We start from the raw sequence: 21,855 nt of genomic DNA on the forward strand, positions 1-21,855 counted from the left end.
CCGCCCGGCGTGGATTCTCATCTCCTGCACAGCGCATTGGACACAGTGGAGGGCATGCCGAAACCCGCTTCCCAGGACCTGGTGGTGCTGCGCCCGGAAGGGCTGTACTGCCCCGCCGGCGACTTCCACATCGATCCCTGGCGGCCGGTGCCGCGCGCGGTCATCACCCATGGCCACGGCGACCACGCCCGTGCCGGCATGGGCGAATACCACTGCGCCGCCGCCGGCCTGCCGATCCTGCGCTGGCGCCTCGGCGACCAGGCCTATCGCGCCTACAACTACGGCGAACGCTTCGCGCTGGGCGCAGCGACGGTATCGCTGCATCCAGCTGGGCACGTGCTCGGCTCGGCGCAGGTGCGCATCGAAGTGGACGGCGAAGTGTGGGTGGCGTCGGGCGACTACAAACGCCAGCCCGACCCGACCTGCGCGGCGTTCGAAGTGGTGCGCTGCGACACCTTCATCACCGAGGCCACCTTCGGCCTGCCGGTGTACCGCTGGCCGGACACCGCCGCAGTGGCGCGCGAAATCGTCGCCTGGCGCCACGAATGCGCCGCGCGCGGCGAGGCCGCGGTGCTGTTCTGCTATGCGCTGGGCAAGGCGCAGCGGGTGCTGGCCGAACTGCAGCCGTGGGACGACCAACCGGCGCTGCTGCATGGCGCGGTCGCCGCCGGCGTGGCGGTGTACCGCGACGCCGGCGTGGCGATGCTGGACACGCACCCGGTCGCCGAGATGGACAAGCGCGCCGACTATGCCGGGCAGCTGGTGCTGGCGCCGCCGTCGGCCGCGGGCAGCCCGTGGCTGCGCCGCTTCCGCCATGCGCAACTCGGTTTCGCATCGGGTTGGATGCGGTTGCGCGGCAACCGTCGCCGCCGCAACTACGACCGCGGCTTCGTGGTCTCCGACCATGCCGATTGGCCGGACCTGCTGCGCACGATCGAGGAAACCGGCGCGCGCCGGGTCATCGCCACGCATGGCAACACCGACGCGATCATCCGCGCCTTGAACGAACGCGGCGTCGCCGCCGAGACGTTCCGCACCGACTACGGTGCCGAGGAATGAAGCGCTTCGCCGCGTTGTACCGGCAGCTGGACCAGAGCACCGCGACGCTGGACAAGCGCGCCGCGTTGGTCGCGTATTTCGAGCAGGCGCCACCGGCCGACGCGGCCTGGGCGATCTGGCTGCTGAGCGGCGGCAAGCTGCGGCGCATCGCCAACACGCGCGAACTGCGCGAGTGGATTGCGCAGGAAAGCGGCCTGCCCGGCTGGCTGGTCGACGACAGCTACGACCACGTTGGCGACCTCGCCGAAACCCTCACCTTGCTGCTCGACGATCCGGCCGCCGCCTCCGATCCGGCGCCGCTGCGCGACTGGATCGAGGAACGGCTGTTGCCGGTCGCCGCGCAGGACGAGGCCGCGCGCCACGCCGCGGTGCTCGCCGGCTGGCGCAGCCTGGCCTTCGACGAGCGCCTGCTGTTCAACAAGCTGCTCACCGGCGCGCTGCGCGTGGGCGTGTCGCAGCGGTTGGTGCAGCAGGCGCTGGCGGCGATGTCGGGCATCGACATCGCACGCATCGCGCAGCGCATGCTCGGCGCGTGGTCGCCGACTCCGGCCGCCTTGGAAGACCTGTTGTCGCACGAGGTGCTGGCCAGCGACCGCCAGCAGCCCTACCCGTTCTTCCTGGCCTCGCCGCTGGAAAACGACGTGGCCACGCTGGGCGCGATCGACGACTGGCAACTGGAATGGAAGTGGGACGGCATCCGCCTGCAGTTGATCCGCCGCGATGGCGAGACGGCGCTGTGGTCGCGCGGCGAAGAACGCCTGGACGGCCGCTTCCCCGAGATCGAGACCGCCGCGGCCACGCTGCCGCGCGATGCGGTGATCGACGGCGAACTGCTGGGCTGGCGCGACGGCGACATCGCGCCGCTGCCATTCACCGCGCTGCAGACCCGCATCCAGCGCCGCAAGCCCGGCGCCAAGACACTGGCCGACACGCCAGCGCGCGTGCTCGCCTACGACCTGCTGGAACTGGACGGCATCGACCTGCGCGAACAGCCGCTGGCGCAGCGCCGCACGCAACTGCGGGCCCTGCTCGACGCGCATGCCGATCCGCGCATCGTGCTGTCGCCACTGGTGCAGCCCGCGTCGTGGGAGGCGGCCGCGACGCTGCGCGAGGATTCGCGCGAGCGCGGCGTGGAAGGGCTGATGCTCAAGCGCGCCGCGTCGCCCTACCAATCCGGGCGCCGCCGCGGCGACTGGTGGAAGTGGAAAATCGAACCGCTGACCATCGACGCGGTGCTGCTGTACGCACAGGCCGGCCACGGCCGCCGCAGCACGCTGTACACCGACTACACCTTCGGGCTGTGGGACGGCGAGCAGTTGGTGCCGGTGGCGAAGGCGTATTCGGGCCTGGACGACAGCGAGATCCTGGCGCTGGACCGCTGGATCCGCGCGCACACCACCGAGCGCTTCGGCCCGGTGCGTGCGGTGACGCCGTACCACGTGTTCGAACTCGGCTTCGAAGCGGTGAACAAGAGCAGCCGGCACAAGTCCGGCATCGCGGTACGTTTCCCGCGCATCCTGCGCTGGCGCCACGACAAGCCGTTCGCCGAGGCCGACCGACTCACCACGCTGCAGGCGCTGGCGCGATGACCACGGCGCAGGCGCGCAAGCGCCCGGCCGATGCGCCGCTGTACGCATGGTTCGCCGCGCAAGGCTGGCAACCGCTGCCGTTCCAGCGCGACCTGTGGCGGCACTACCTGGACGGCGGCTCGGGCCTGTTGCACACGCCCACCGGCAGCGGCAAGACCCTGGCCGCGTTCGGCGGCCCGCTGCTGGAAGGCCTGCGCGACCAAGCCGCGTGGCAGGCGGCGGCAGACAAGCGGCCGCGGCGCGCGAAGGCAGCCGCTGCCGACAAGGCCGTGTCGACACCTAGGTCGCGCCGCCAAGCGCAGCGCGACCTGAAAGTGCTGTGGATCACCCCGCTGCGCGCGCTCGCCGCCGACACCTTGCGCGCGTTGCGCGAACCGGCGGAAGCGCTCGGCCTGGACTGGCAGATCGGCCTGCGCACCGGCGACGCCAGCGCGCGCGACAAGCGCCTGGCGCGCAGCGGCAAGCTCGACGTGCTGGTGACCACGCCCGAATCGCTGGCGCTGCTGCTGTCCTATCCGGACACCGCGCCGCAGCTGGCGACGCTGCGTTGCGTGATCGTCGACGAATGGCACGAACTGCTCGGCAACAAGCGCGGCGTGCTGCTGCAACTGTGCCTGGCGCGGCTGCGCGCCTGGGCGCCGGCGCTGCGCACATGGGGGCTGTCGGCCACGCTCGGCAACCTGGACGAGGCGCGCGACGTGCTGCTGCCGCATGTGCCGAATGCGCCGATCGTGGCTGGGGTCAAGCCGCGCACGCTGACCCTGGAAACGCTGACCCCGGCCAGCGGCGAGCGCTTCCCCTGGGCCGGCCACCTCGGCCTGGCACAACTGCCGCGAGTGCTGGAAAAACTGTTCGCGGTGCGCACCAGCCTGCTGTTCACCAACACCCGCGCGCAGGCCGAACTGTGGCACCAGGCGCTGGAATCGGTGTGGCCGGAAGACGCGCATACGCTGGCCCTGCACCACGGCTCGCTGGACCCGGCGCTGCGTAGCGCCGCCGAACAGGGCCTGCGCGACGGCAGCCTGCGCTGCGTGGTCGCCACCTCGAGCCTGGACCTGGGCGTGGATTTTCCCGCGGTCGACCAGGTACTGCAGATCGGCAGTCCAAAGGGCGTGGCGCGGCTGCTGCAGCGCGCCGGCCGCGCCAAACACCGACCCGGCGAGGCCGGCCATGTGCTGTGCGTGCCCACGCATGCGCTGGAGCTGGTCGAGTACGCCGCCGCGCGCCGCGCCATCGTCCACGGCCGCATCGAGTCGCGCCCTTCCCCGCGGCTGTCGCTGGACGTGCTGGCGCAGCATTGCGTGAGCTGCGCGCTGGGCGGCGGCTTCCGCGCCGACGCGTTGTTCGACGAAGTCCGCGGCACCGCCGCGTTCGCCGCGCTCGATGCGCCGACCTGGGCCGCCGTGCTGGAGTTCGTCGTGCAAGGCGGGCGCGCGCTGGCGCAGTACCCGGACTACCGCAAGGTGGTGCTCGACGAAGACGGCGTGTACCGCGTGCACGACCGCCGCATCGCGCTGCGCCACCGGCTGTCGATCGGCACCATCACCAGCGACGGCAGCGTCGCGGTGCGCTTCCTGCGCGGCGGCCGGCTCGGCGCGGTGGAAGAACAGTTCGTCGGCCGCCTGCGCCGCGGCGACCGTTTCCAGTTCGCCGGGCGCCTGCTGGAGCTGGTGCGGCTGGAAGACATGACCGCCTACGTGCGCCTGGCCAAGGGCGGCGACGGCAGCGTGCCGAAGTGGATGGGCGGGCGCATGCCGCTGTCCTCGGCGCTGGCGCATGAAGTGGAGGCCGTCTTCGCCGAACCGCGCGGCGAGGAGGAACTGCGCGCCTTGGCGCCGCTGCTCGGCCTGCAGCGCGCGTTGTCGGCGCTGCCGTCGCCGCAGCGGCTGCTGGTGGAAAGCGTGCGCGCCCGCGACGGCCGCCACGTGTTCGTCTACCCGTTCGCCGGGCGCCAGGTGCACGAAGGCCTGGCCGCGCTGCTGGCGCTGCGCTGGGGCCGGCACCAACGCAACACTTTCAGCTTCGCCGCCAACGACTACGGGCTGGTGCTGTCGCCGGCGCAGGAGGTCGCCACCGACGCCGCCCTGCTGCGCGAGCTGCTCAGCCCCAAGCACCTGTTCGAGGACCTGCGCGAAAGCCTCAACCTGGGCGAACTGGCGCGGCGCCAGTTCCGCGAGATCGCGCGCGTGTCCGGCCTGCTGCCGCCGAGCCTGCCCGGCGGCACGCCGCGCAGCCTGCGCCAGCTGCAGGCCTCCAGCGGCCTGCTGTACGACGTGCTGAGCCGCTTCGATCCCGGGCACCTGCTGCTGGCGCAGGCCGAACGCGAAGTGCTGCAGGGCGAGATGGAGCTGACCCGTCTCGCCGCCACCCTGCACGACTGCGCCGCGCGCGAACTGGCCGTGTACACGCCGCGCAGCCTGACCCCGCTGTCGTTCCCGCTGTGGGCCGAGAGCATCCGCGGCCAGCTCAGCACCGAGGACTGGAAGACGCGGGTGATGCGCGCCGCCGCACAGCTGGAACAACGCCATGCGCGCTGAACTGGACTGGCGCCTGGCCGGCGAGCCGATGACCCTGCTCGGCGAACGCGCGCTGTACTGGCCGGCGCGCCGCCGGCTGCTGATCGCCGACCTGCACCTGGGCAAGGCCGACGTGTTCCGCCGCGCCGGCATCGGCCTGCCCAGCGGCGGCACCGCACTCGACCTGCAGCGGCTCGCGGCACTGCTGCAGGCGCAGGCGGCGCAGGAACTGTGGATCCTCGGCGACGTGCTGCACGGCGCCGCGCCGGCGGCCGCCTGGCAGCGCGACTGGCACGCCTGGCGCGCTGCGCATCCGCAGCTGCGCGTGGCCGCGATCGCCGGCAATCACGACCGCGCGCTGGCCGGCGCCGGATTGGACATCGCGCTGCTCGGCGAACAGGTCGAGGACGGCCCGTTCTTGCTGCGCCACGATCCGGCGCCGCACGCGCAGCTGCACGTGCTGTGCGGACACCTGCATCCGCTGGCGAAACTGCCCGGGCTGCGCCAACGCTGGCCGGCGTTCTGGCTGCGCGAACGGATGACGGTGCTGCCCGCGTTCTCGCAATTCACCGCCGGCGTGGCGCCGGTGCTGGGGGCGGGCGAACGCCTGGTCGCCTGCGTCGAAGGCGCGGCGCTGGCGTTGCCGGTGGCGATGGAATAGCGCGCGGTCCTGGAGACTCGGATCGCCCACTGTGGGAGGGACTTCAGCCCCCAAGGTTTTACCGATATCGCGTCGGGACTGAAGTCCCTCCCACAGGGAAGCGACAGCGCCGCGGCATTCGCAACAGGCCGGCCGATCGCAGAAACGACGTCGGTCGCCACCTGCACGAACACGCTGGCTCACTGCACCTGTTCGCCGTGCGACGGTCCCGCCGCAATCGGTGGCACTGCCGCCGTCTCCGCCAGCGCCTGCAGAAATCCCGGCTCCAGCGGCAGCTTGCCGAACCAGCCGTGCTGGGTGCCGCTGAGCACGCGCAGCATGTGTCCGCGCCCGCCGGGCATGCGCCCGGCCGGGAGCATGCCGAGGTCGCGCACGCGCGCCACCAGGTCGCGTTCGGACTGGAACAGCGGGGTCAGCCAGCGGCTCCAGAACTGGTACACCGCCACGTGCGCATGCCGTTGCGCCTGATAGCGCGCCAGCGCCGCATCCAGGTCTGGCGCTTCGCGCAGGGCTTCGCTCAGCACCCACGCATCCATCAGCGCCATGTTGACGCCCTGCCCCAGCTGCGGGCTCATCGAATGCGCCGCGTCGCCGGCCAGCACCAGGCGGCCGCGGTACCAGCGCTGCTGCACCGCGTCGCGATAGCTGGCGCGCGCCAGTTGCGCCGGTGCGCACACCTGGGCGAGGCGCTCGCGCGCCTGCGGCCACAGCTGCGCGACCTCGTCCAGCCACGCGTCCATGCCGCGCGCCTGCCAGACCTCGAAATCGGCGGTGGGCAGGCTCCAGAAGAAACTCATGCGCGGCTCGGGATCGCCGGGCCGGGTACCGACCGGCAGCAGCCCGATCATCTTGCGCGCGGCCACGTAGCGCTGGCGCAGTTCGTCGGCGAAGGCCCAGTCGCCGCGCGGCAGCAGGCACCACAGCGCGCCCCACGGATAGACCCGGTCCAGGCGCGTGCCCTGCACCTGCGCGCGCAACGCCGAGGCCGAACCGTCGCTGGCGATCACCAGGTCGAACGGCCCATGCCAGCGCCCGTGCTGGTCCTGCACCCGGCGCAGGCCGTCGTCGATGGCGACGATGCGCGTGTCGCGCTGCAGCTCGGCATAGCCGTCCCATGCCTGCGCCAGCAGCGAGAACAAAGCGCCGCGTTGCATTCCCAGGCCGAACAGGCGCGTGTCCAGGTCGCGGTAGCGCATGTCCATCACCGCGCGGCCGCACGGCGTCTCGCCGTACAGGCGGCGCACCGGCGCGCCATGCGCCAGCGCCTGCTCGAGCAGGCCGATCCGCCACAGCACCTGCAGCCCGGTCGGCTGCAGCAGGAAACCGGCGCCGACCGGACCCGGCTGCGGCGCGCGCTCGAACACCTGCACCCGATGGCCGTCGCGCGCCAGCAGCAGCGCCAGGGTCTGGCCCGCCGTGCCGTAGCCGACGATGCCGATCTGCATCCGTTGCTTCATCGCATCCACTGATTGCGGGCGACACCGCGGCGGTATCGCCATCCATAAAAAACCCCGCCGAAGCGGGGCTCAAAAACAGCTCAGCCGAGCAAGTGAGTTACTCGACAGGCGTAATATTGGAGGCCTGCGCGCCCTTCGGACCCTGGGTCACGTCATAGCTGACACGCTGTCCTTCCTGCAGGCTGCGGAAGCCCTTGGAATTGATCGCGGAGAAGTGCGCGAATACATCGGCGCTGCCGTCTTCCGGTGAAATAAAGCCAAATCCCTTGGCGTCGTTGAACCACTTGACGGTACCGTTCGGCATGGTGATGCGAGACCTTGTGCAATGAATGGGTGGTGGTTGTGCGGCAGCCCGCACCGGCGGAGTATGCAAAGCTTGAGCAACGATGACAATCACCCGCGCGCCAGTTCGCCGATCAGCTCCGGCAGCCCCGCCGACGCCGCCTCCACATTCGCCAGCACCTCGGCCAGGGTGATTTCCTGTGCGTCGCCGCAGCCCGCGGCCCAGTTGGCCACGATCGCCAAACACACGTATTCCAGGCCCAATTCGCGTGCCAGGCCCGCTTCCGGCATGCCGGTCATGCCGACCAGATCGCAGCCGTCGCGGCGCAGCCGCGCGATCTCTGCAATCGTTTCCAGTCGTGGTCCCTGGGTGGCGCCGTAGCAGCCGCCATCGACCACCTCGGCGCCGGTCACGCGCGCGGCGGCCAGCACCTTGCTGCGCAGCATCGGCGAATACGGGTGGCCGAAATCCACGTGCAGCACCTCGCTGCCCGGCTCCTCGCTGAGCGTGGAGACGCGGCCCCAGGTGTAGTCGATCAACTGGTCGGGACAGGCCAGCACGCGCGGCCCGAAGCGCTCGCCGATGCCGCCGACGGTGTTGAGCGCGAGCACCCGCGTGGCGCCGATTTGCTGCAGCGCCGCAAGGTTTGCGCGGTAATTGATCTTGTGCGGCGGCAACGAATGGCCCTCGCCGTGCCGGGCCAGGAACGCGACCCGGTGGCCGAGCAGCGTGCCGATGCGAATCGGCCCGGACGGACTGCCGTAGCGGGTGTCGACCTGGCGGGTCTCCACGTCGTCCAGTTGTGCGAGTTTGTAGACGCCGGTGCCGCCGATCACGGCCAGTGCGATGTTGTCCATGCGGATCCTCGAATCAGAACGTGCGCGAACGCCGGCCGCGAAGGCCGGCGCGCGATGGAAAAGGCGTGGCGCCTTATTCCTTCATCGCGTAGATCGCCGGCAGGTTGCGCAGGCCTTCGTTGACGTCCATGCCGAAGCCGAACACGTAGCGGTCGGGCACGTCCACGCCCACGTAGTCGGCGCTGACGCCGTCCACGCAACGCTCGTGGCGCTTGACCGTCAGCGCCGCGATGCGCACGTCGGTGGCGCCCTGCTCCAGGCACCATTGGCGCACCGCCAGCAGGGTCAGGCCTTCGTCGAGGATGTCGTCGAGCAGCAGCACGCGGCGCCCGTACAGCGCGGTGGCCGGGCGGTGCTTCCACACCAGTTCACCGCCGACGGTCTCGCCGCGGTAGCGCGTGGCGTGCAGGTAATCCAGCTGCAGGTCCTGGCCGCGCGCGCCCAGTTCCAGCGCCAGTTGCCCGGCGAACGGCAGCGCGCCGTGCATGATGGTCAGGTAGACCGGGATCTCGCCGCGGTAGTCGGCGGCGATGGCGTCGGCCATGCGCGCGATGGCCTGGTCGAGTTGCGGACGATCGACCAGCAGGTCTGCCTGGGCCAGGGCCTGGGCGATGGTGAGAGTGGACATCAGGCGGTTTTTCCGAGGGTTGCGAGCAAGTGGGATTGGGTGTGGCCGTAGCGGGCATCGGCGAGCAGGCCGTCCCAGCCGAGGGCGCCACGGCCGATCAGGCCGAGCAGCGCAGCGGTATTGAGCGGGCGGTCGCGCACGGCCTGCAGCGATTCTTCGACCAGTTCGGGATGGCAGACCAGGACCACGTCGCAGCCGGCATCCAGGTGCGCGGACACGCGCGCGGCGACACCGCCGGCAGCGAACGAGGCGGCCATGCCGATGTCGTCGGAGAACACCACGCCGCGGAAGCCCAGTTCCTGGCGCAGGATCTGCTGGATCCAGCGCGGCGAATAGCCGGCCGGTTCCGGCGCCACCTGCGGGTAGACCACGTGCGCCATCATCACCGCATCGGCGCCGGCGGCGATGCCGGCGGCGAACGGCAGCAGGTCTTCCTGGCGCAGCACCTCGAGCGGGCGCGGATCCTCGGCATTGTCGACGTGGGTGTCTTCCAGCACCGTGCCGTGGCCGGGGAAGTGCTTGAGCGTGGCCGCCATGCCGACGCTGTGCATGCCGCGCACATAGGCGCCGGTGAACGCGGCCACCACCTGCGGATCGTCGCTGAAGGCGCGGTCGCCGATCGCGCGGTTGCCGCGCGCCAGATCCACCACCGGGGCGAAGCTCAGGTCCACGCCGCTGGCGCGCACCTCGCTGGCCATCAGCCAGGCATGCTGCTCGGCCAGCGCCAGCGCCGCATCGCGATCGCGCGCATACAGCGCGCCGAAGCCGTGCAGCGGCGGCAAGGCGCTATAGCCCTCGCGGAAGCGCTGCACGCGCCCGCCCTCCTGGTCCACGCAGATCAGCTGCGGCCGCGGCGCCGCGGCGCGGATCGCCGCGGTCAGCTGCACCAGCTGCGCCTTGGAGGCGAAGTTGCGCTTGAACAGGACCACGCCTGCGACGGCATCGTGCTGCAGCCAGTCGCGTTCCTGGGCGGTGAGTTCGGTACCGGCGACGCCGATCGCGAGCATGCGGGGGATTCTCCTGCCAGCGCTGTTCAGCGCGCCTGGGCGGCATTGTCGCAGATGCCGGCGCCGGTGGCAGGCCGACGCGACGCGGTACGGTGACAGCGCGTGCCGATGACGCGCTGTGGCTGCGCCAGGTTGCCGTGGTGTGACCGGCCTACACCGCGCAGCCGTCGGGGCCGCGGTCCTGCGCCGCATCCGGCGCCGGCGGCAGCAGGCCGCGCAGGGCCTCGGCGAACACCTCCGGCGGCTGCGCCCCCTGGATCGCGTGGCGGCCGTCGACGACATAGGTCGGCACCGCGCGGATCCCCATCGCCTGCGCCTGCTGCAGCTGCGCCTGGATCTCGGCCAGGCCCTCGTCGCCGTCCAGCAGCGCCTGCACGCGCGCCGCGGGCAGCCCGCCGGCGGCGCCGGCGGCGATCAGCGTGTCGGTCTCGGCCAGGTTGCGGCCTTCGGCGAAATGCGCGTGGAACAGCGCCTCGGCTACCGCCTCGGCATCGCCTTCGCGCGCCGCCAGCCACAGCAGCCGGTGCGCCGGCAGCGTGGTCACCCGTACCTGACCGCGATCGAAGTCGAACGGCAGCCCCTCGGCGCGCGCGGTGGCCTGGGTCTGCGCCAGGATCTGCTCGGTGCGCGCAGCACCGCCGAACTTGGCTTCATACGCCTTGCGCAGCGGCACCGGCTCGGTGCCGGCATCGGGATCGAGCAGGTAGGGATGCCAGTGGATCTCCAGCGCCGGCGCATCCGCGCCGAGCGCCGCGATGCCTTGCTGCAACCGGCGCTTGCCGATCCAGCACCAGGGGCAGACTACGTCGGACCAGATATCGAGGCGCATAGGGCGGGGATTCGGGATTCGAGATTGGGGATTCGCAAAAGCATAAACCCGATCGCCGCACGTGGCCCGCTTTTGCGAATCCCTAATCCCAAATCACCAATCCCGGCACTTCAACGAATCCCTAATCCCGAATCCCCAATCCCGGCCACTCACAGAACGGATGCGAGGCCAGCGCCAAATTGTAGTAGCGGGCATCGTCGGTGACTTCGGCGCCGATCCAGTCGGGCTTGGCGAAGGCCTCGTCGGCGCTCTGCAGCTCGATCTCGGCGACCACCAGCCCGGCGTTGTCGCCGAGGAACTCATCCACTTCCCACAGATGGCCCTGGTGCTGCACCAGATGCCGGCGCTTGTCGATCAGCCCGCCCACGCACAGCGCCAGCAGCGCGCGCGCATCGTCCAGCGGCAGCGGATATTCGAACTCCTGGCGGGTGTGCCCGAGCTCGCGCGACTTCAGGTTGAGGAACGCCTCCTCGCCCTGGACGCGGACCCGCACCGAGGCCTTCTGCGCGCCGCTGTCCATCGCCGCCTGATCGTTGATATAGCCCTGCGCCATCGGGATCACCCGATGCGCCGCGGCGCGCCAACCGTCGCCGGTGACGAGGAATTTGCGTTCGATTTCGATGGGCATGGGATTGGGGATTGGGGATTCGGGATTGGTCAAAGCATAAGCCAGCGCGCAGACCGCGCTGTTACGAATCCCTAATCCCGAATCCCGGCTTCCCAACGAATCCCTAATCCCCGATCCCGAATCCCGGCTTCTCAAACACCGCAATGCTCTCCACATGCGCGGTATGCGGGAACATGTCCATCGCGCCGGCGGCCTTCAGCACGAAGCCCTGCTCGTTGACCAGGTAGCCGGCGTCGCGCGCCAGCGAGCCGGGGTGGCAGCTGACGTAGACGATGCGCTGGAACGTCTCCAGCGGCAGCTGCCGCAACACCTCGATCGCGCCGGAGCGCGGCGGGTCGAGCAGCAGCTTGTCGAAACCCTGCTGCATCCACGGCGCCTGGCGCTGGTCCTGGGTCAGGTCGGCGGCGAAGAACTGCGCGTTGCCCAGGCCGTTGCGCTGCGCGTTGTCGCGCGCCCGCGCCACCAGCCCCGCGTCGCCTTCCACGCCCACCACTTCGCGCACCGTACGCGCCAGCGGCAGGGTGAAATTGCCCAGCCCGCAGAACAGGTCGAGCACGCGGTCGCCGGGCTGCGCGTCGAGCAGGGTCAGCGCCAGCGCGATCATCTTCTGGTTGAGCGAGGCGTTGACCTGGATGAAGTCCAGCGGCCGGAACGCCAGCTCCACGTCCCATTGCGGCAAGCGGAACGACAGCGGCACTTGCTGCGGATACAGCGGATGCACGCTGTCCACGCCGCCGGGCTGCAGGAAGATGGCGAACTCGTGGGCCTGGGCGAACGCCACCAGCGCCGCCTGGTCGCGCGCGCTGAGCGGCTGCATGTGGCGGAAGGTCAGCGCCACGGCGTCGTCGCCAGCGATGAACTCGATCTGCGGGATGTCGCGCTTGCCGTCCAGGCTCTCGACCAGTTCGGCCAGTGCGCTCACCTTGAAGCCGATCTGCGGGATCACCGTGTGGCACACCGACAGGTCGGCGACGAAGCGCGGATCGAGTTCGCGGAAGCCGACCAGGGTTTTGTCCTTCTTCTCCACCCGGCGCACCGAGAAGCGGCCCTTGCGCCGGTAGCCCCAGGGTGCGCCGGACAGCGGCGGCAGCACCGTCTGCGGGGTCACGTGGCCGATCCGCTCCAGGTTCTCGGTCAGCACCCGCTGCTTGGCCAGGATCTGCTGGTCCTCGGCCAGGTGCTGCAGCACGCAGCCGGCGCAGACCCCGAAATGCGGGCAACGCGGTTCGACCCGCTGCGGCGAGGCCTGCAGCACCTGCAGGGTGCGCGCCTCGTCGAAATGGCGGTTGCGCGCGGTGGGTTCGGCGAGCACCGTCTCGCCGGGCAGCGCGCCGGCGACGAAGGCGACCTTGCCGCCCTCGCCCTCGGGGCGGGCGACGCCGCGGCCGTCGTGGCTGAGGTCGACGATATCGGTCTGGAACGGGGTGCGGTCTAGGCGTTTTCTGGATCGGGCCACGTGGCGGCAGGCTGCGGGCGGAAAAGGGCGGCCATTGTCGCAGATGCGCCAGGGCCTGCCGATGCGCCGGGAGCGGCCCTGCCGTGCGCGGGCGCGTGCGCCGACGCCGCCCCGCAAGCGCCCGGGCGCGGCGCCTCGGGTTGTCCTGGCCTGCGCCGATCCGGCCAGCGGCTCCCCAGCGGCTGGGCCCCGGGGCACCCGCTTGCGGACGCGGCGGCGGCGGCGCAAAGTGATGCGACGCATCGTCGCAGCCGCTAAGATGCGCCCAGGCCGCATGGAGGCATAAGGATGGCATCGACCCAGGACCCTGTGACGCGACTTTTGCTGGTCGAGGACGACCCGATCAGTCGCACGTTTTTGCAAGTGACGCTGGAATCCCTGCCCGCGCAGGTCGATCTGGCCGACACCGTCGCTTCCGCGCTGACCAGCGCGCAGGCCCAGGAACACGATCTTTGGCTGATCGACGCCAACCTGCCCGACGGCAGCGGCGCCGATCTGCTGCAGCGCCTGCAGCGGCAGCGCCCCGGCACCCTGGCGCTGGCGCATACCGCCGACGCCAGCGGCGCGGTCCGCGAGCACCTGCTCGGCGCCGGTTTCGCCGAAGTGCTGCTGAAACCGCTCAGTCCCGAACGCCTGCTGCAGGCGGTGCGCCGCTTGCTGGCGCGTGGCCGCGTCGGCGCCGCGCCGAACGCGGCAGAGGCGGCGGTGGACTGGGACGAGACCACCGCACTGGTCGCGCTCAACGGCGAGCGCTCGCACCTGATCGCGCTGCGCGAACTGTTCCTGGCCGAGTTGCCCGGCACCCGCGACGCGGTCGCCTCGGCGCTGCAGCTCAGCGACGAGCAGGCGGTGCGCAACCACCTGCACCGGCTGCAGGCCAGCTGCGGCTTCGTCGGCGCCGCCCGGCTGGCGCGCGCGGTCCGCCAGCTGCAAGGCGACCCGGCCTCGTCGCAGGCGCGCAACCAGTTCAGCGAGGCTGTGGCGGCGTTGCTGCATTGAGCCGGGATTGGGGATTGGGGATTAGGGATTCGCAAAAGCAGGGGCGTCGGCGCACTTGCCGCACGCCCCTGTAGGAGCGGCTTCAGCCGCGACAAACACTGTCGGCAAGCCGACAAGCTGCAGAAGCGGTCGGGGCTGAAGCCCCTCCTAGAAGCGGTCGGGGCTGAAGCCCCTCCTACAAGAAGCCGGCCAGCGAACGCGCGGCTCAATCGGCCTTCGGCACCGGCGATCCAGGCACTTCCATTGAACCAGGCGCCTCCGGCATTTCCACAGCTTCCGCGTCGCGGCGCTGGCGGGTCAGGTCCTGCAGCATCTCCCACGACTTCAGGCCGCGCCCGCCCAGGTGGTGCATCAACACCACGCGCATGCCGCGGCGCAGGCCGGGCAGGTCTTCGGCCACCGGCATCTCGTCGGCAGCCAGCGCCAGCAGCGCGCGGCCGGTGGCCATGCCGCTGCGCTGGTCGTGGCCGCGGTCGCTGAGCAGGCGGCGCGGGCCGTGTTCGGCATCCAGTACGTAGCGCGCGGCCGGGTCGATCGGCTCGCCGTCGCCGTCGTGGCGCAGGTCGAAGCCCACGCCCAGCGCGTCAAGCAGATCGCGCTCGAAGCAGCGCAGCGTCCACGCCAGCGGCGCCTCCGCACCCAGCCGCGCGCGCACCCGCGCGTAGGCCAGGTACAGGTCCGGCGCAGGATCGTCGCGCGGCGCCAGGCGCAGGGTCAGTTCGTTGATGTAGAACCCGGCGAGCATGCCGTCGCCGCTCAGGCGCGGCGCCGTATCCAGCGCCTCGGCCGCACGCAGCTGGGCCAGCTCGCCGCGGCGCTGCGCGCTGAAGCGGATCGACTGCAGCGGCTGCAGCGCGGCGCGCAGCGGCTGATTCTTCGGCCCCTGCACGCCCCGCGCCAGCACGCCCAGCCGGCCGTACTGCGCGCTCAGAACCTCGACCAGCAGACTGGTCTCGCGCCAGGGGCGCGCGTGCAGGACGAAGGCGGGTTCGTGTTCGATGAGCATGGACGCTTCGGGACTCGGGACTCGGGACTCGGGACTCGGGACTCGGGACTCGGGACTCGGGACTCGGGACTCGGGACTCGGGACTCCAGAATGCTGTCCGGCGGCAAATCGCTGTCAAGCGATCTGATGAAAAAAAGCGCCGTGTTCCGAAGAGAAGCGGCAGCTGTATTTCCGGCTCGGCCGTTTTTTGTGGGAGGGGCTTCAGCCCCGACGCGTTATCGGTAGAGCGTCGGGGCTGAAGCCCCTCCTACAGAAAAGCGGAAGTGCGGCGCACCTGCGAAAATCCCGAATCCCGGCTTTCCACAGCCGAACGTCTGGTCATCCCGAATCCCGAATCCCGGCTTTACTACTACTCCCCGTACCCGAACGCCTTCAGCGCGGCCTCGTCGTCCGACCAGCCCTCGCGCACGCGCACCCAGGTCTCCAGGAACACCTTGGCGCCGAACAGGCGCTCCATCTGCTGCCGGGCCTTGGCGCCGATGTCCTTCAGGCGGGTGCCGCCCTTGCCGATCACGATCGCCTTCTGGCCCTCGCGCTCGACCCAGATCACCGCGCCGATGCGCAGCAGCGCGCCGTCCTCGGCGAAACGCTCGATCTCCACCGTGGTCGCGTACGGCAGCTCTTCGCCGAGCTGGCGCATCAACTGCTCGCGGACCAGTTCGCCGGCCAGGAAGCGCTGGCTGCGGTCGGTGATCTCGTCCTCGCCGAACATCGCCGGCGCTTCCGGCACCAGCCCCAGCAGGTCGCGCACCAGCGCTTCCAGGCCCTTGCGCTTGAGCGCGGAGATCGGGTGCACCGCGGCGAAGCTGCGGCCCTCGCTGACCTGCTGCAGGAACGGCAGCAGCGCGGTCTTGTCCTTGAGCCGGTCGACCTTGTTCACCACCAGCACCACCGGGATGCCGGAATCGTTGAGCACGTTGAACGCCAGCGTGTCCTCGTCGTCCCAGCGCCCGGCCTCGATCACCAGCAGGCCGGCGTCCACGCCTTCCAGCGAGCCGCGCGCGGCGCGGTTCATGACCCGGTTCATCGCGCGCTTCTGCTCGCGGTGCAACCCGGGGGTGTCGACCAGCACCAACTGCCCTTCCGGGAAGCTGGCGATGCCCAGCAGGCGATGCCGGGTGGTCTGCGGCCGGTTGGAGACGATGCTGACCTTGGCGCCCACCAGGGCGTTGGTCAGGGTGGACTTGCCCACGTTGGGGCGGCCGATCACGGCCACGCTGCCGCTGCGGTAAGGGGAGGCTTGCTCGTTCACTTGCTGGAATCCAGTTGCTCGATGGCGGCGGCGGCGGCCTGTTGTTCGGCCAGCCGTCGCGAGGTGCCCTCGCCCTCGGTGGTGAGGACAGGCTCGGCGAGTACGCAGCGTACCCGGAATAGCTTGGCGTGTTCGTCGCCGGTTTCGCTGATCAATTCGTACGCCGGCAGCGCCCGCTGCCGCGCCTGCAGCCATTCCTGCAGGCGGGTCTTGGCGTCCTTCTCCGGCTTGCCCACCGGCAGTGCGGCCAGCGCCGTCTCGAACCAGGGCAGGATCACCGCACGGCAGGCCTCGAATCCGGCGTCCAGGTAGATCGCCGCGACCACCGCCTCGACCGCGTCGGCCAGGATCGAATCGCGGCGATGCCCGCCGGACTTCATCTCGCCCGGCCCCAGGGTCAGCCGCTCGCCCAGTTCCAGCTGGCGGCCGATGGTGGCCAGCGAGGCCTCGCGCACCAGTTCGGCGCGGGCGCGGGTCAGCGCGCCTTCGTCCGCCTTGGGCCAGCGCTGGTACAGCGCCTCGGCGATCAGCTGGTTGACGATGCTGTCGCCGAGGAATTCCAGCCGCTCGTTGTGCGGCGCGCCGGCGCTGCGATGCGTCAGCGCCTGCGCCAGCAGCTGCGGGTCGGCGAAGCGGTGACCGATGCGGTCGCCGCGCAGGATCGTTTTACTCGCCACCGCGCGTCGTCAGGTCCTGGGTGATGTCGAACTTGCCGACCACGTCCAGGTTGGCGACCAGCGGCTTGCGCACTTCGTAGGCCACATGCATCTTCCAGCCCGAATCCATGCGGTCGAACTTGACGTCGTCCGGCTTCACGTTGTCCGAGTTGTTGATGTCCAGGCGGCGGAACAGCAGCATCTTCGCCTGCGCCGGATCCATGTCGGCGCTGCCCGGTTCGGCGGCCAGGCCCTTCATCGCCGAGCGCACCGCGTAGTACTCCATGTACATCGGGAACAGCTTCATGCCGATGTAGGCGAAGAACCCGACCACCGCCAGCACGATCACGAACGACGTCAACGTCATGCCACTTTGCTTGTGCTTCATCGCGCTTCCCCTTACGCCAGAAATCACTGGATGCCGGTCCCGATCCGCGAGGGATCGAAACTGCCGCTGCAGAACCACCCTTCGCAATTGAGCCAGACCAGGAACGCCTTGCCGCGCAGGTTCTCCTCGGGCAGGAAGTGGGTCTGGGTCCAGAAGCGGCTGTCCTCGCTATTGTCGCGATTATCGCCCATCACGAAATACTGCCCCGCCGGCACCACCCAATCGCCCTGGCCGGCCGGATTGTTGCGGTCCAGCCATTCCAGCTCGGTGTGGGTGCGGCCCGGCAGGTATTCGGTGAGCAGCGTGGACCCGGTCATCTCCGCGCCCTTGCCCTTGCCCACGTACTCGCCGCGGACCTGGTACTTCATCGGCGTGCCGTTGATGTACAGGGTATCGCCATGGAAGCCGATGCGGTCGCCGGGCAGGCCGATGACGCGCTTGATCCAGTTCTCGTCCGGCTTGTGCGGCGGCTTGAACACCACCACGTCGCCGCGCTTGGGCTCGCTGGTCGGGATCACCTTCTGGTTGGTGATCGGCAGGCGGAAGCCGTAGGCGAACTTGTTGACCAGGATGAAATCGCCGACCAGCAGGTTCGGCATCATCGAGCTGGACGGAATCTTGTACGGCTCGGCGATGAAGCTGCGCAGGATCAGCACCACCGCCAGCACCGGGAAGAACGCCCGCGAGTAATCGACGAGCACCGGCTCGGTATCCAGCAGGCCGGCGCGCGCGGCGCGGCGCTTGGCGAAGAACAACTTGTCCAGCAACCAGATAATGCCGGTGGCGAAGGTCAGCACAACCAGCGCGATTTCAAACCATTTCATTCGTGTTCCTTCGGAATGGGAATCGGGAATCGGGAATGGGGAATCGGAAAGGCAAAAGCGCGCGCGCTCTTCCCATTCCCCATTCCCTATTCACCATTCCCAGCTACTTATCCATCTGCAGCACAGCCAGGAAGGCTTCCTGCGGGATCTCCACGCGGCCGACCTGCTTCATGCGCTTCTTGCCTTCCTTCTGTTTTTCCAGAAGTTTCTTCTTGCGCGACACGTCGCCACCATAACATTTGGCCAGCACGTTCTTGCGCATCGCCTTGACCGTGCTGCGCGAGATGATCTGCGAGCCGACCGCGGCCTGGATCGCCACGTCGAACATCTGCCGCGGGATCAGGTCCTTCATCTTCTCGCACAGCTCGCGGCCGCGCCGGTCGGCATGGCTGCGGTGCACGATGATCGACAGCGCATCGACCTTGTCGCCATTGATCAGCGTGTCCACGCGCACGAACGGGCCCGCATCGAAGCGCAGGAAGTGGTAGTCCAGCGAGGCGTAGCCGCGCGACACCGACTTGAGCTTGTCGAAGAAATCCAGCACCACCTCGGCCATCGGCAGCTCGTAGCTGATCTGCACCTGGCTGCCCAGGTAGTTGATGCCGATCTGGCTGCCGCGCTTTTCCTCGCACAGGGTGATGATGTTGCCGACGTAGTCCGGCGGGGTCAGGATGTTGGCACGGATGATCGGTTCGCGGATCTCTTCCACGTTGTTCAGCGGCGGCAGCTTGGACGGGTTGTCCATCGGGATCACGCTGCCGTCGGTCTTGAGCACCTCGTAGACCACGGTCGGCGCGGTCGAGATCAGGTTGAGGTCGTACTCGCGCTCCAGCCGCTCCTGCACGATCTCCATGTGCAGCATGCCGAGGAAGCCGCAGCGGAAGCCGAAGCCCATCGCCTCGGAGCTTTCCGGCTCGAAGCGCAGCGCCGCGTCGTTGAGGCGCAGCTTGTCCAGCGCCTCGCGCAGGTCCGGGTAGTCCTCGGCATCGACCGGGAACAGGCCGGCGAACACGCGCGGCTGCATTTCCTGGAAGCCGGGCAGCGCATGCGGCGCCGGGTCGGCGGCCAGGGTCAGGGTGTCGCCGACCGGCGCGCCGTGCACGTCCTTGATCGAGGCGTTGATCCAGCCCACTTCGCCGGCGCCCAGCGCGGGCAGTTCCTTGCGCTTGGGGGTGAACACGCCGACCTTGTCGACCAGGTGGGTGCGGCCGGTGGACATCACCAGAATCTTGCTGCCCGGCTTGATCTCGCCCTGCATCACCCGCACCAGCGAGACCACGCCCAGGTAGTTGTCGAACCACGAGTCGATGATCAGCGCCTGCAGCTTGTCGGTGTCGCGCGGCTTGGGCGGCGGGATGCGGTGCACGATCGCCTCCAGCACCAGGTCCACGTTGAAGCCGGTCTTGGCGCTGACCGCCACCGCGTCTTCGGCGTCGATGCCGATCACCGCCTCGATCTCGGCCTTGGCGCGGGCGATATCGGCGGTGGGCAGGTCGATCTTGTTGAGCACCGGCACCACTTCCAGGCCCTGCTCCACCGCGGTGTAGCAGTTGGCCACCGACTGCGCTTCCACGCCCTGCGCGGCATCGACCACCAGCAGCGCGCCCTCGCAGGCGGCCAGCGAGCGGCTGACTTCGTAGGAGAAGTCGACGTGGCCGGGGGTGTCGATGAAGTTCAGGTGGTAGACCTGCCCGTCCTTGGCCGTATACGGCAAGGACACGGACTGGGCCTTGATGGTGATGCCGCGCTCGCGCTCGATCGGGTTGGAGTCGAGCACCTGCGCTTCCATCTCGCGCGCCTGCAGGCCGCCACAGAGTTGGATGATGCGATCGGCCAGGGTCGATTTGCCATGGTCGACGTGGGCGATGATGGAGAAATTGCGGATGTTCCGCATCGAATCAGAGGACATGAGGTGGGCGGCGGCCAGGACCGTCGTCAGGATAACGGGCCATTATCGCATGGCCGGAGGGAGCCAGGCGCCCCGGCTGCGGCACACCGACGCCCGCGGCGGCGCGGGCACGGTTTCCCGGAACAAACCTCAATGAAATCAATGGCGGCCAGCGAACCTGGGTTCGCTGGCCGCCATCGGCACTAGCGCGATCGACCGCTCAGTCGACGCTGATCGCGATGAATTGGCTGGCCGGGCTGCCCGGCGCGCGCACCAGCAGCATCACCACGTCGCCCTTCTTCGCACCGGCGGTGAGCTTGCGGAACTGCGCCGCATTGGACACCGGAGTGCGCCCGACCTGCAGCACGATCATGCCCGGACGCAGCTGCGACTTGCTCGCCACCGCGCGGCTCACCTGCGCCACCTGCACGCCCTCGTCGGCGCGCAGCCCGAGCTTCTGCCGCACCGGCGCCGGGATCTCCTCCACACTGATGCCCAGCGCGCTGCTCTCCGCGGCCTGCGGCGCCGGCGCCGCGCCACCGCGGCCCGGCGGCTGCTGGCCCATCGCCATGCCGTCGTCGCTGAGCTCGCTCAGGGTCACGCTGATATCGCGCGGCTTGCCGTCGCGGATCACGGTGACCCGCGCCTTGCTGCCCGGCGGCAGCATGCCCACCAGCGGCGGCAGGTCCTCGCGCGTGTTGATCTTCTGCCCGTTGAAGGCAACGATGAAGTCGCCCGGCTCGATTCCGGCCTTGGCCGCGCCGCTGCCCGGCTGCACGCCGTTGACCAGCGCGCCGCGCGTGTCGGTCAGGCCCAGGCCCTTGGCCTCCACATCGCTGATGTTCGGCTGCATGGTCACGCCAAGCATGCCGCGGCTGACCTTGCCGGTCTTCTTGATCTGCTCGACCGCGCTCATCGCCAGGTCGATCGGGATCGCGAAGCTGATGCCCATGTAGCCGCCGGAGGCGGAGAAGATCTGCGAGTTGATGCCGACCACCTCGCCGCGGGTGTTGAGCAGCGGGCCGCCGGAATTGCCCTGGTTGATCGCCACGTCGGTCTGGATGAAGGGCACGTAGCGCTGGTCGGCGTACGGGTTGCTGCGTCCGGTGGCGCTGACGATGCCGGCGGTGACCGAGTGGTCCAGGCCGAACGGCGAACCGATCGCCACCACCCACTGCCCGGGCTTGAGCATGTTGGAATCGCCCACGCGCACCGTCGGCAGGTTCTTGCCGTCGATCTTCAGCAGCGCCACGTCGTACTGCTGGTCGCTGCCGACCACCTTGGCGGTGAATTCGCGGCGGTCGGTCAGCTTGACCTTGACCTCGCTGGCGCCGTCGACCACGTGGTGGTTGGTCAGCACGTAGCCGTCGGGCGAGATGATGAAGCCCGAGCCCATCGAGCGGCCGCCGGGGGTCGCGTCGTCTTCGTCCGGCCCTTGCTGGCCAGGCATGCCCGGTTGGCCGGGCATCCCTTCCGGCCCGAAGAAGCGGCGGAAGAATTCGGGGATCTGCGCATCGTCGGGCATGCCGCCGGCGCCGGTGCGCGTGGCCGCGGCCTTGCGGCTGATCGTGGTCTCGACGTTGACCACGCCGGGACCGACCTGTTCGACCAGGTTGGTGAAATCGGGCAAGCCAGCGACCAGTTGCGGCGCGGGCGCCGCGCGCGCGGCCGGCGCGGCGGCAGCGGGCGCGGCCGACTCGGGCTGCTGCGCGCAGGCGGCCAGCGGCAGGGTCAGGGCCAACACGCCCAGCAGATGGTTGCGGATACGGTGAGTCATCGGACGCGAGCCTCCGGTTCGGGAAAGGGAAGGAAAACAGCGGCGGTGCCGCGGGCACCGCGCGCCGGAGCGAAGCACGCGCTTCGACCGACGCC

Annotated in this window: 20 protein-coding genes; 5 read left to right on the forward strand and 15 right to left on the reverse strand. The window is 69.8% G+C overall.

The genetic code is table 11. From position 1 onward, the window contains the following. Window positions 1–54 precede the first annotated feature (54 nt). Genes HEP75_RS14600 through pdeM form a run of 4 tightly spaced genes read left to right on the forward strand, consistent with a single transcriptional unit; the run spans window position 55 to window position 5,825 of the window. On the forward strand, window positions 55–1,059 hold the full coding sequence (locus HEP75_RS14600; protein ID WP_185824003.1) for a ligase-associated DNA damage response exonuclease: 1,005 nt from the start codon (window positions 55–57) through the stop codon (window positions 1,057–1,059). After that, the gene (locus HEP75_RS14605; RefSeq protein WP_185824004.1) at window positions 1,056–2,648 is read left to right on the forward strand and encodes an ATP-dependent DNA ligase; all 1,593 of its coding nucleotides are present in this window, start codon (window positions 1,056–1,058) and stop codon (window positions 2,646–2,648) included. Before HEP75_RS14600 ends, HEP75_RS14605 begins: the two co-directional genes overlap by 4 nt. Beyond that, entirely contained in the window at window positions 2,645–5,185 is a 2,541-nt protein-coding gene (locus HEP75_RS14610) for a ligase-associated DNA damage response DEXH box helicase (RefSeq protein WP_185824005.1), read from the forward strand. Before HEP75_RS14605 ends, HEP75_RS14610 begins: the two co-directional genes overlap by 4 nt. Beyond that, the gene (gene pdeM, locus HEP75_RS14615) at window positions 5,175–5,825 is read left to right on the forward strand and encodes a ligase-associated DNA damage response endonuclease PdeM (RefSeq protein WP_185824006.1); all 651 of its coding nucleotides are present in this window, start codon (window positions 5,175–5,177) and stop codon (window positions 5,823–5,825) included. Before HEP75_RS14610 ends, pdeM begins: the two co-directional genes overlap by 11 nt. Before the next feature lie 179 nt (window positions 5,826–6,004). On the opposite strand, the gene HEP75_RS14620 is transcribed toward pdeM, so the two are convergent. The 8 genes from HEP75_RS14620 to rlmD all read right to left on the reverse strand — a co-directional run bounded on the left by HEP75_RS14620 (window position 6,005) and on the right by rlmD (window position 12,970). Next, entirely contained in the window at window positions 6,005–7,282 is a 1,278-nt protein-coding gene (locus HEP75_RS14620; RefSeq protein WP_185824007.1) for an NAD(P)/FAD-dependent oxidoreductase, read from the reverse strand. Window positions 7,283–7,379: 97 nt separating this feature from the next. Continuing rightward, entirely contained in the window at window positions 7,380–7,586 is a 207-nt protein-coding gene (locus tag HEP75_RS14625) for a cold-shock protein (protein WP_003488188.1), read from the reverse strand. Between the two features lie 89 nt (window positions 7,587–7,675). Next, window positions 7,676–8,428, reverse strand: a complete 753-nt coding sequence (locus tag HEP75_RS14630; protein ID WP_185823440.1) for an S-methyl-5'-thioinosine phosphorylase — start codon at window positions 8,426–8,428, stop codon at window positions 7,676–7,678. A 67-nt stretch (window positions 8,429–8,495) separates the two neighbouring features. Next, window positions 8,496–9,050, reverse strand: a complete 555-nt coding sequence (locus HEP75_RS14635) for a hypoxanthine-guanine phosphoribosyltransferase (RefSeq protein WP_185813428.1) — start codon at window positions 9,048–9,050, stop codon at window positions 8,496–8,498. Further along, complete coding sequence (nagZ, locus tag HEP75_RS14640) at window positions 9,050–10,057, reverse strand: beta-N-acetylhexosaminidase (RefSeq protein ID WP_185824008.1); 1,008 nt, start codon at window positions 10,055–10,057, stop codon at window positions 9,050–9,052. The genes HEP75_RS14635 and nagZ overlap by 1 nt, the downstream gene beginning before the upstream one ends. Window positions 10,058–10,208: 151 nt before the next feature. Then, window positions 10,209–10,886 carry a DsbA family oxidoreductase gene (locus HEP75_RS14645; RefSeq protein WP_185824009.1) on the reverse strand — a complete coding sequence of 226 codons (678 nt, stop codon included), beginning with the start codon at window positions 10,884–10,886 and terminating at the stop codon, window positions 10,209–10,211. A 121-nt stretch (window positions 10,887–11,007) separates the two neighbouring features. Next, window positions 11,008–11,514: a CYTH domain-containing protein gene (locus HEP75_RS14650; RefSeq protein ID WP_185824010.1), complete on the reverse strand. Its 507-nt coding sequence runs from the start codon at window positions 11,512–11,514 to the stop codon at window positions 11,008–11,010. 103 nt (window positions 11,515–11,617) lie between these two features. After that, window positions 11,618–12,970 (reverse strand): 23S rRNA (uracil(1939)-C(5))-methyltransferase RlmD, encoded by a 1,353-nt coding sequence (rlmD, locus tag HEP75_RS14655; RefSeq protein ID WP_185824011.1) that lies wholly within the window; start codon window positions 12,968–12,970, stop codon window positions 11,618–11,620. Window positions 12,971–13,258: 288 nt separating this feature from the next. Between rlmD and HEP75_RS14660 the strand changes: the two genes are divergently transcribed. After that, entirely contained in the window at window positions 13,259–13,969 is a 711-nt protein-coding gene (locus HEP75_RS14660; protein WP_185824012.1) for a response regulator, read from the forward strand. 205 nt (window positions 13,970–14,174) lie between these two features. Here the strand turns inward: HEP75_RS14660 and recO are convergent, their stop codons facing one another. The 7 genes from recO to HEP75_RS14695 form a co-directional block, all read right to left on the reverse strand. Continuing rightward, complete coding sequence (recO, locus tag HEP75_RS14665) at window positions 14,175–14,975, reverse strand: DNA repair protein RecO (protein WP_185824013.1); 801 nt, start codon at window positions 14,973–14,975, stop codon at window positions 14,175–14,177. Window positions 14,976–15,324: 349 nt separating this feature from the next. Further along, complete coding sequence (gene era / locus HEP75_RS14670; protein ID WP_185813435.1) at window positions 15,325–16,227, reverse strand: GTPase Era; 903 nt, start codon at window positions 16,225–16,227, stop codon at window positions 15,325–15,327. After that, complete coding sequence (gene rnc / locus HEP75_RS14675; protein ID WP_185824014.1) at window positions 16,224–16,904, reverse strand: ribonuclease III; 681 nt, start codon at window positions 16,902–16,904, stop codon at window positions 16,224–16,226. Before rnc ends, era begins: the two co-directional genes overlap by 4 nt. Further along, the gene (locus HEP75_RS14680) at window positions 16,894–17,271 is read right to left on the reverse strand and encodes a DUF4845 domain-containing protein (RefSeq protein ID WP_179563682.1); all 378 of its coding nucleotides are present in this window, start codon (window positions 17,269–17,271) and stop codon (window positions 16,894–16,896) included. The genes rnc and HEP75_RS14680 overlap by 11 nt, the downstream gene beginning before the upstream one ends. A 23-nt stretch (window positions 17,272–17,294) precedes the next feature. Continuing rightward, window positions 17,295–18,095, reverse strand: coding sequence for a signal peptidase I (gene lepB / locus HEP75_RS14685; RefSeq protein ID WP_185824015.1), 801 nt, complete (start codon window positions 18,093–18,095; stop codon window positions 17,295–17,297). Between the two features lie 103 nt (window positions 18,096–18,198). Then, on the reverse strand, window positions 18,199–19,989 hold the full coding sequence (lepA, locus tag HEP75_RS14690) for a translation elongation factor 4 (RefSeq protein ID WP_179565498.1): 1,791 nt from the start codon (window positions 19,987–19,989) through the stop codon (window positions 18,199–18,201). A gap of 214 nt (window positions 19,990–20,203) precedes the next feature. Further along, window positions 20,204–21,760: a DegQ family serine endoprotease gene (locus tag HEP75_RS14695; protein WP_185824016.1), complete on the reverse strand. Its 1,557-nt coding sequence runs from the start codon at window positions 21,758–21,760 to the stop codon at window positions 20,204–20,206. Window positions 21,761–21,855: the final 95 nt, after the last annotated feature.

Source organism: Xanthomonas sp. SI, from assembly GCF_014236855.1.
Taxonomy (GTDB): Bacteria; Pseudomonadota; Gammaproteobacteria; order Xanthomonadales; family Xanthomonadaceae; genus Xanthomonas_A.

Excerpts from the sequence above, each read along its gene's own strand:
- HEP75_RS14600 (WP_185824003.1), top strand. The coding sequence starts at position 55 with ATGCCGAAACCCGCTTCCCAGGACCTGGTGGTGCTGCGCCCGGAAGGG.
- HEP75_RS14605 (WP_185824004.1), top strand. The coding sequence starts at position 1,056 with ATGAAGCGCTTCGCCGCGTTGTACCGGCAGCTGGACCAGAGCACCGCG.
- HEP75_RS14610 (WP_185824005.1), top strand. The coding sequence starts at position 2,645 with ATGACCACGGCGCAGGCGCGCAAGCGCCCGGCCGATGCGCCGCTGTAC.
- pdeM (WP_185824006.1), top strand. The coding sequence starts at position 5,175 with ATGCGCGCTGAACTGGACTGGCGCCTGGCCGGCGAGCCGATGACCCTG.
- HEP75_RS14620 (WP_185824007.1), bottom strand. The coding sequence starts at position 7,282 with ATGAAGCAACGGATGCAGATCGGCATCGTCGGCTACGGCACGGCGGGC.
- HEP75_RS14625 (WP_003488188.1), bottom strand. The coding sequence starts at position 7,586 with ATGCCGAACGGTACCGTCAAGTGGTTCAACGACGCCAAGGGATTTGGC.
- HEP75_RS14635 (WP_185813428.1), bottom strand. The coding sequence starts at position 9,050 with ATGTCCACTCTCACCATCGCCCAGGCCCTGGCCCAGGCAGACCTGCTG.
- nagZ (WP_185824008.1), bottom strand. The coding sequence starts at position 10,057 with ATGCTCGCGATCGGCGTCGCCGGTACCGAACTCACCGCCCAGGAACGC.
- HEP75_RS14645 (WP_185824009.1), bottom strand. The coding sequence starts at position 10,886 with ATGCGCCTCGATATCTGGTCCGACGTAGTCTGCCCCTGGTGCTGGATC.
- HEP75_RS14650 (WP_185824010.1), bottom strand. The coding sequence starts at position 11,514 with ATGCCCATCGAAATCGAACGCAAATTCCTCGTCACCGGCGACGGTTGG.
- HEP75_RS14660 (WP_185824012.1), top strand. The coding sequence starts at position 13,259 with ATGGCATCGACCCAGGACCCTGTGACGCGACTTTTGCTGGTCGAGGAC.
- recO (WP_185824013.1), bottom strand. The coding sequence starts at position 14,975 with ATGCTCATCGAACACGAACCCGCCTTCGTCCTGCACGCGCGCCCCTGG.
- HEP75_RS14680 (WP_179563682.1), bottom strand. The coding sequence starts at position 17,271 with ATGAAGCACAAGCAAAGTGGCATGACGTTGACGTCGTTCGTGATCGTG.
- lepB (WP_185824015.1), bottom strand. The coding sequence starts at position 18,095 with ATGAAATGGTTTGAAATCGCGCTGGTTGTGCTGACCTTCGCCACCGGC.
- lepA (WP_179565498.1), bottom strand. The coding sequence starts at position 19,989 with ATGCGGAACATCCGCAATTTCTCCATCATCGCCCACGTCGACCATGGC.
- HEP75_RS14695 (WP_185824016.1), bottom strand. The coding sequence starts at position 21,760 with ATGACTCACCGTATCCGCAACCATCTGCTGGGCGTGTTGGCCCTGACC.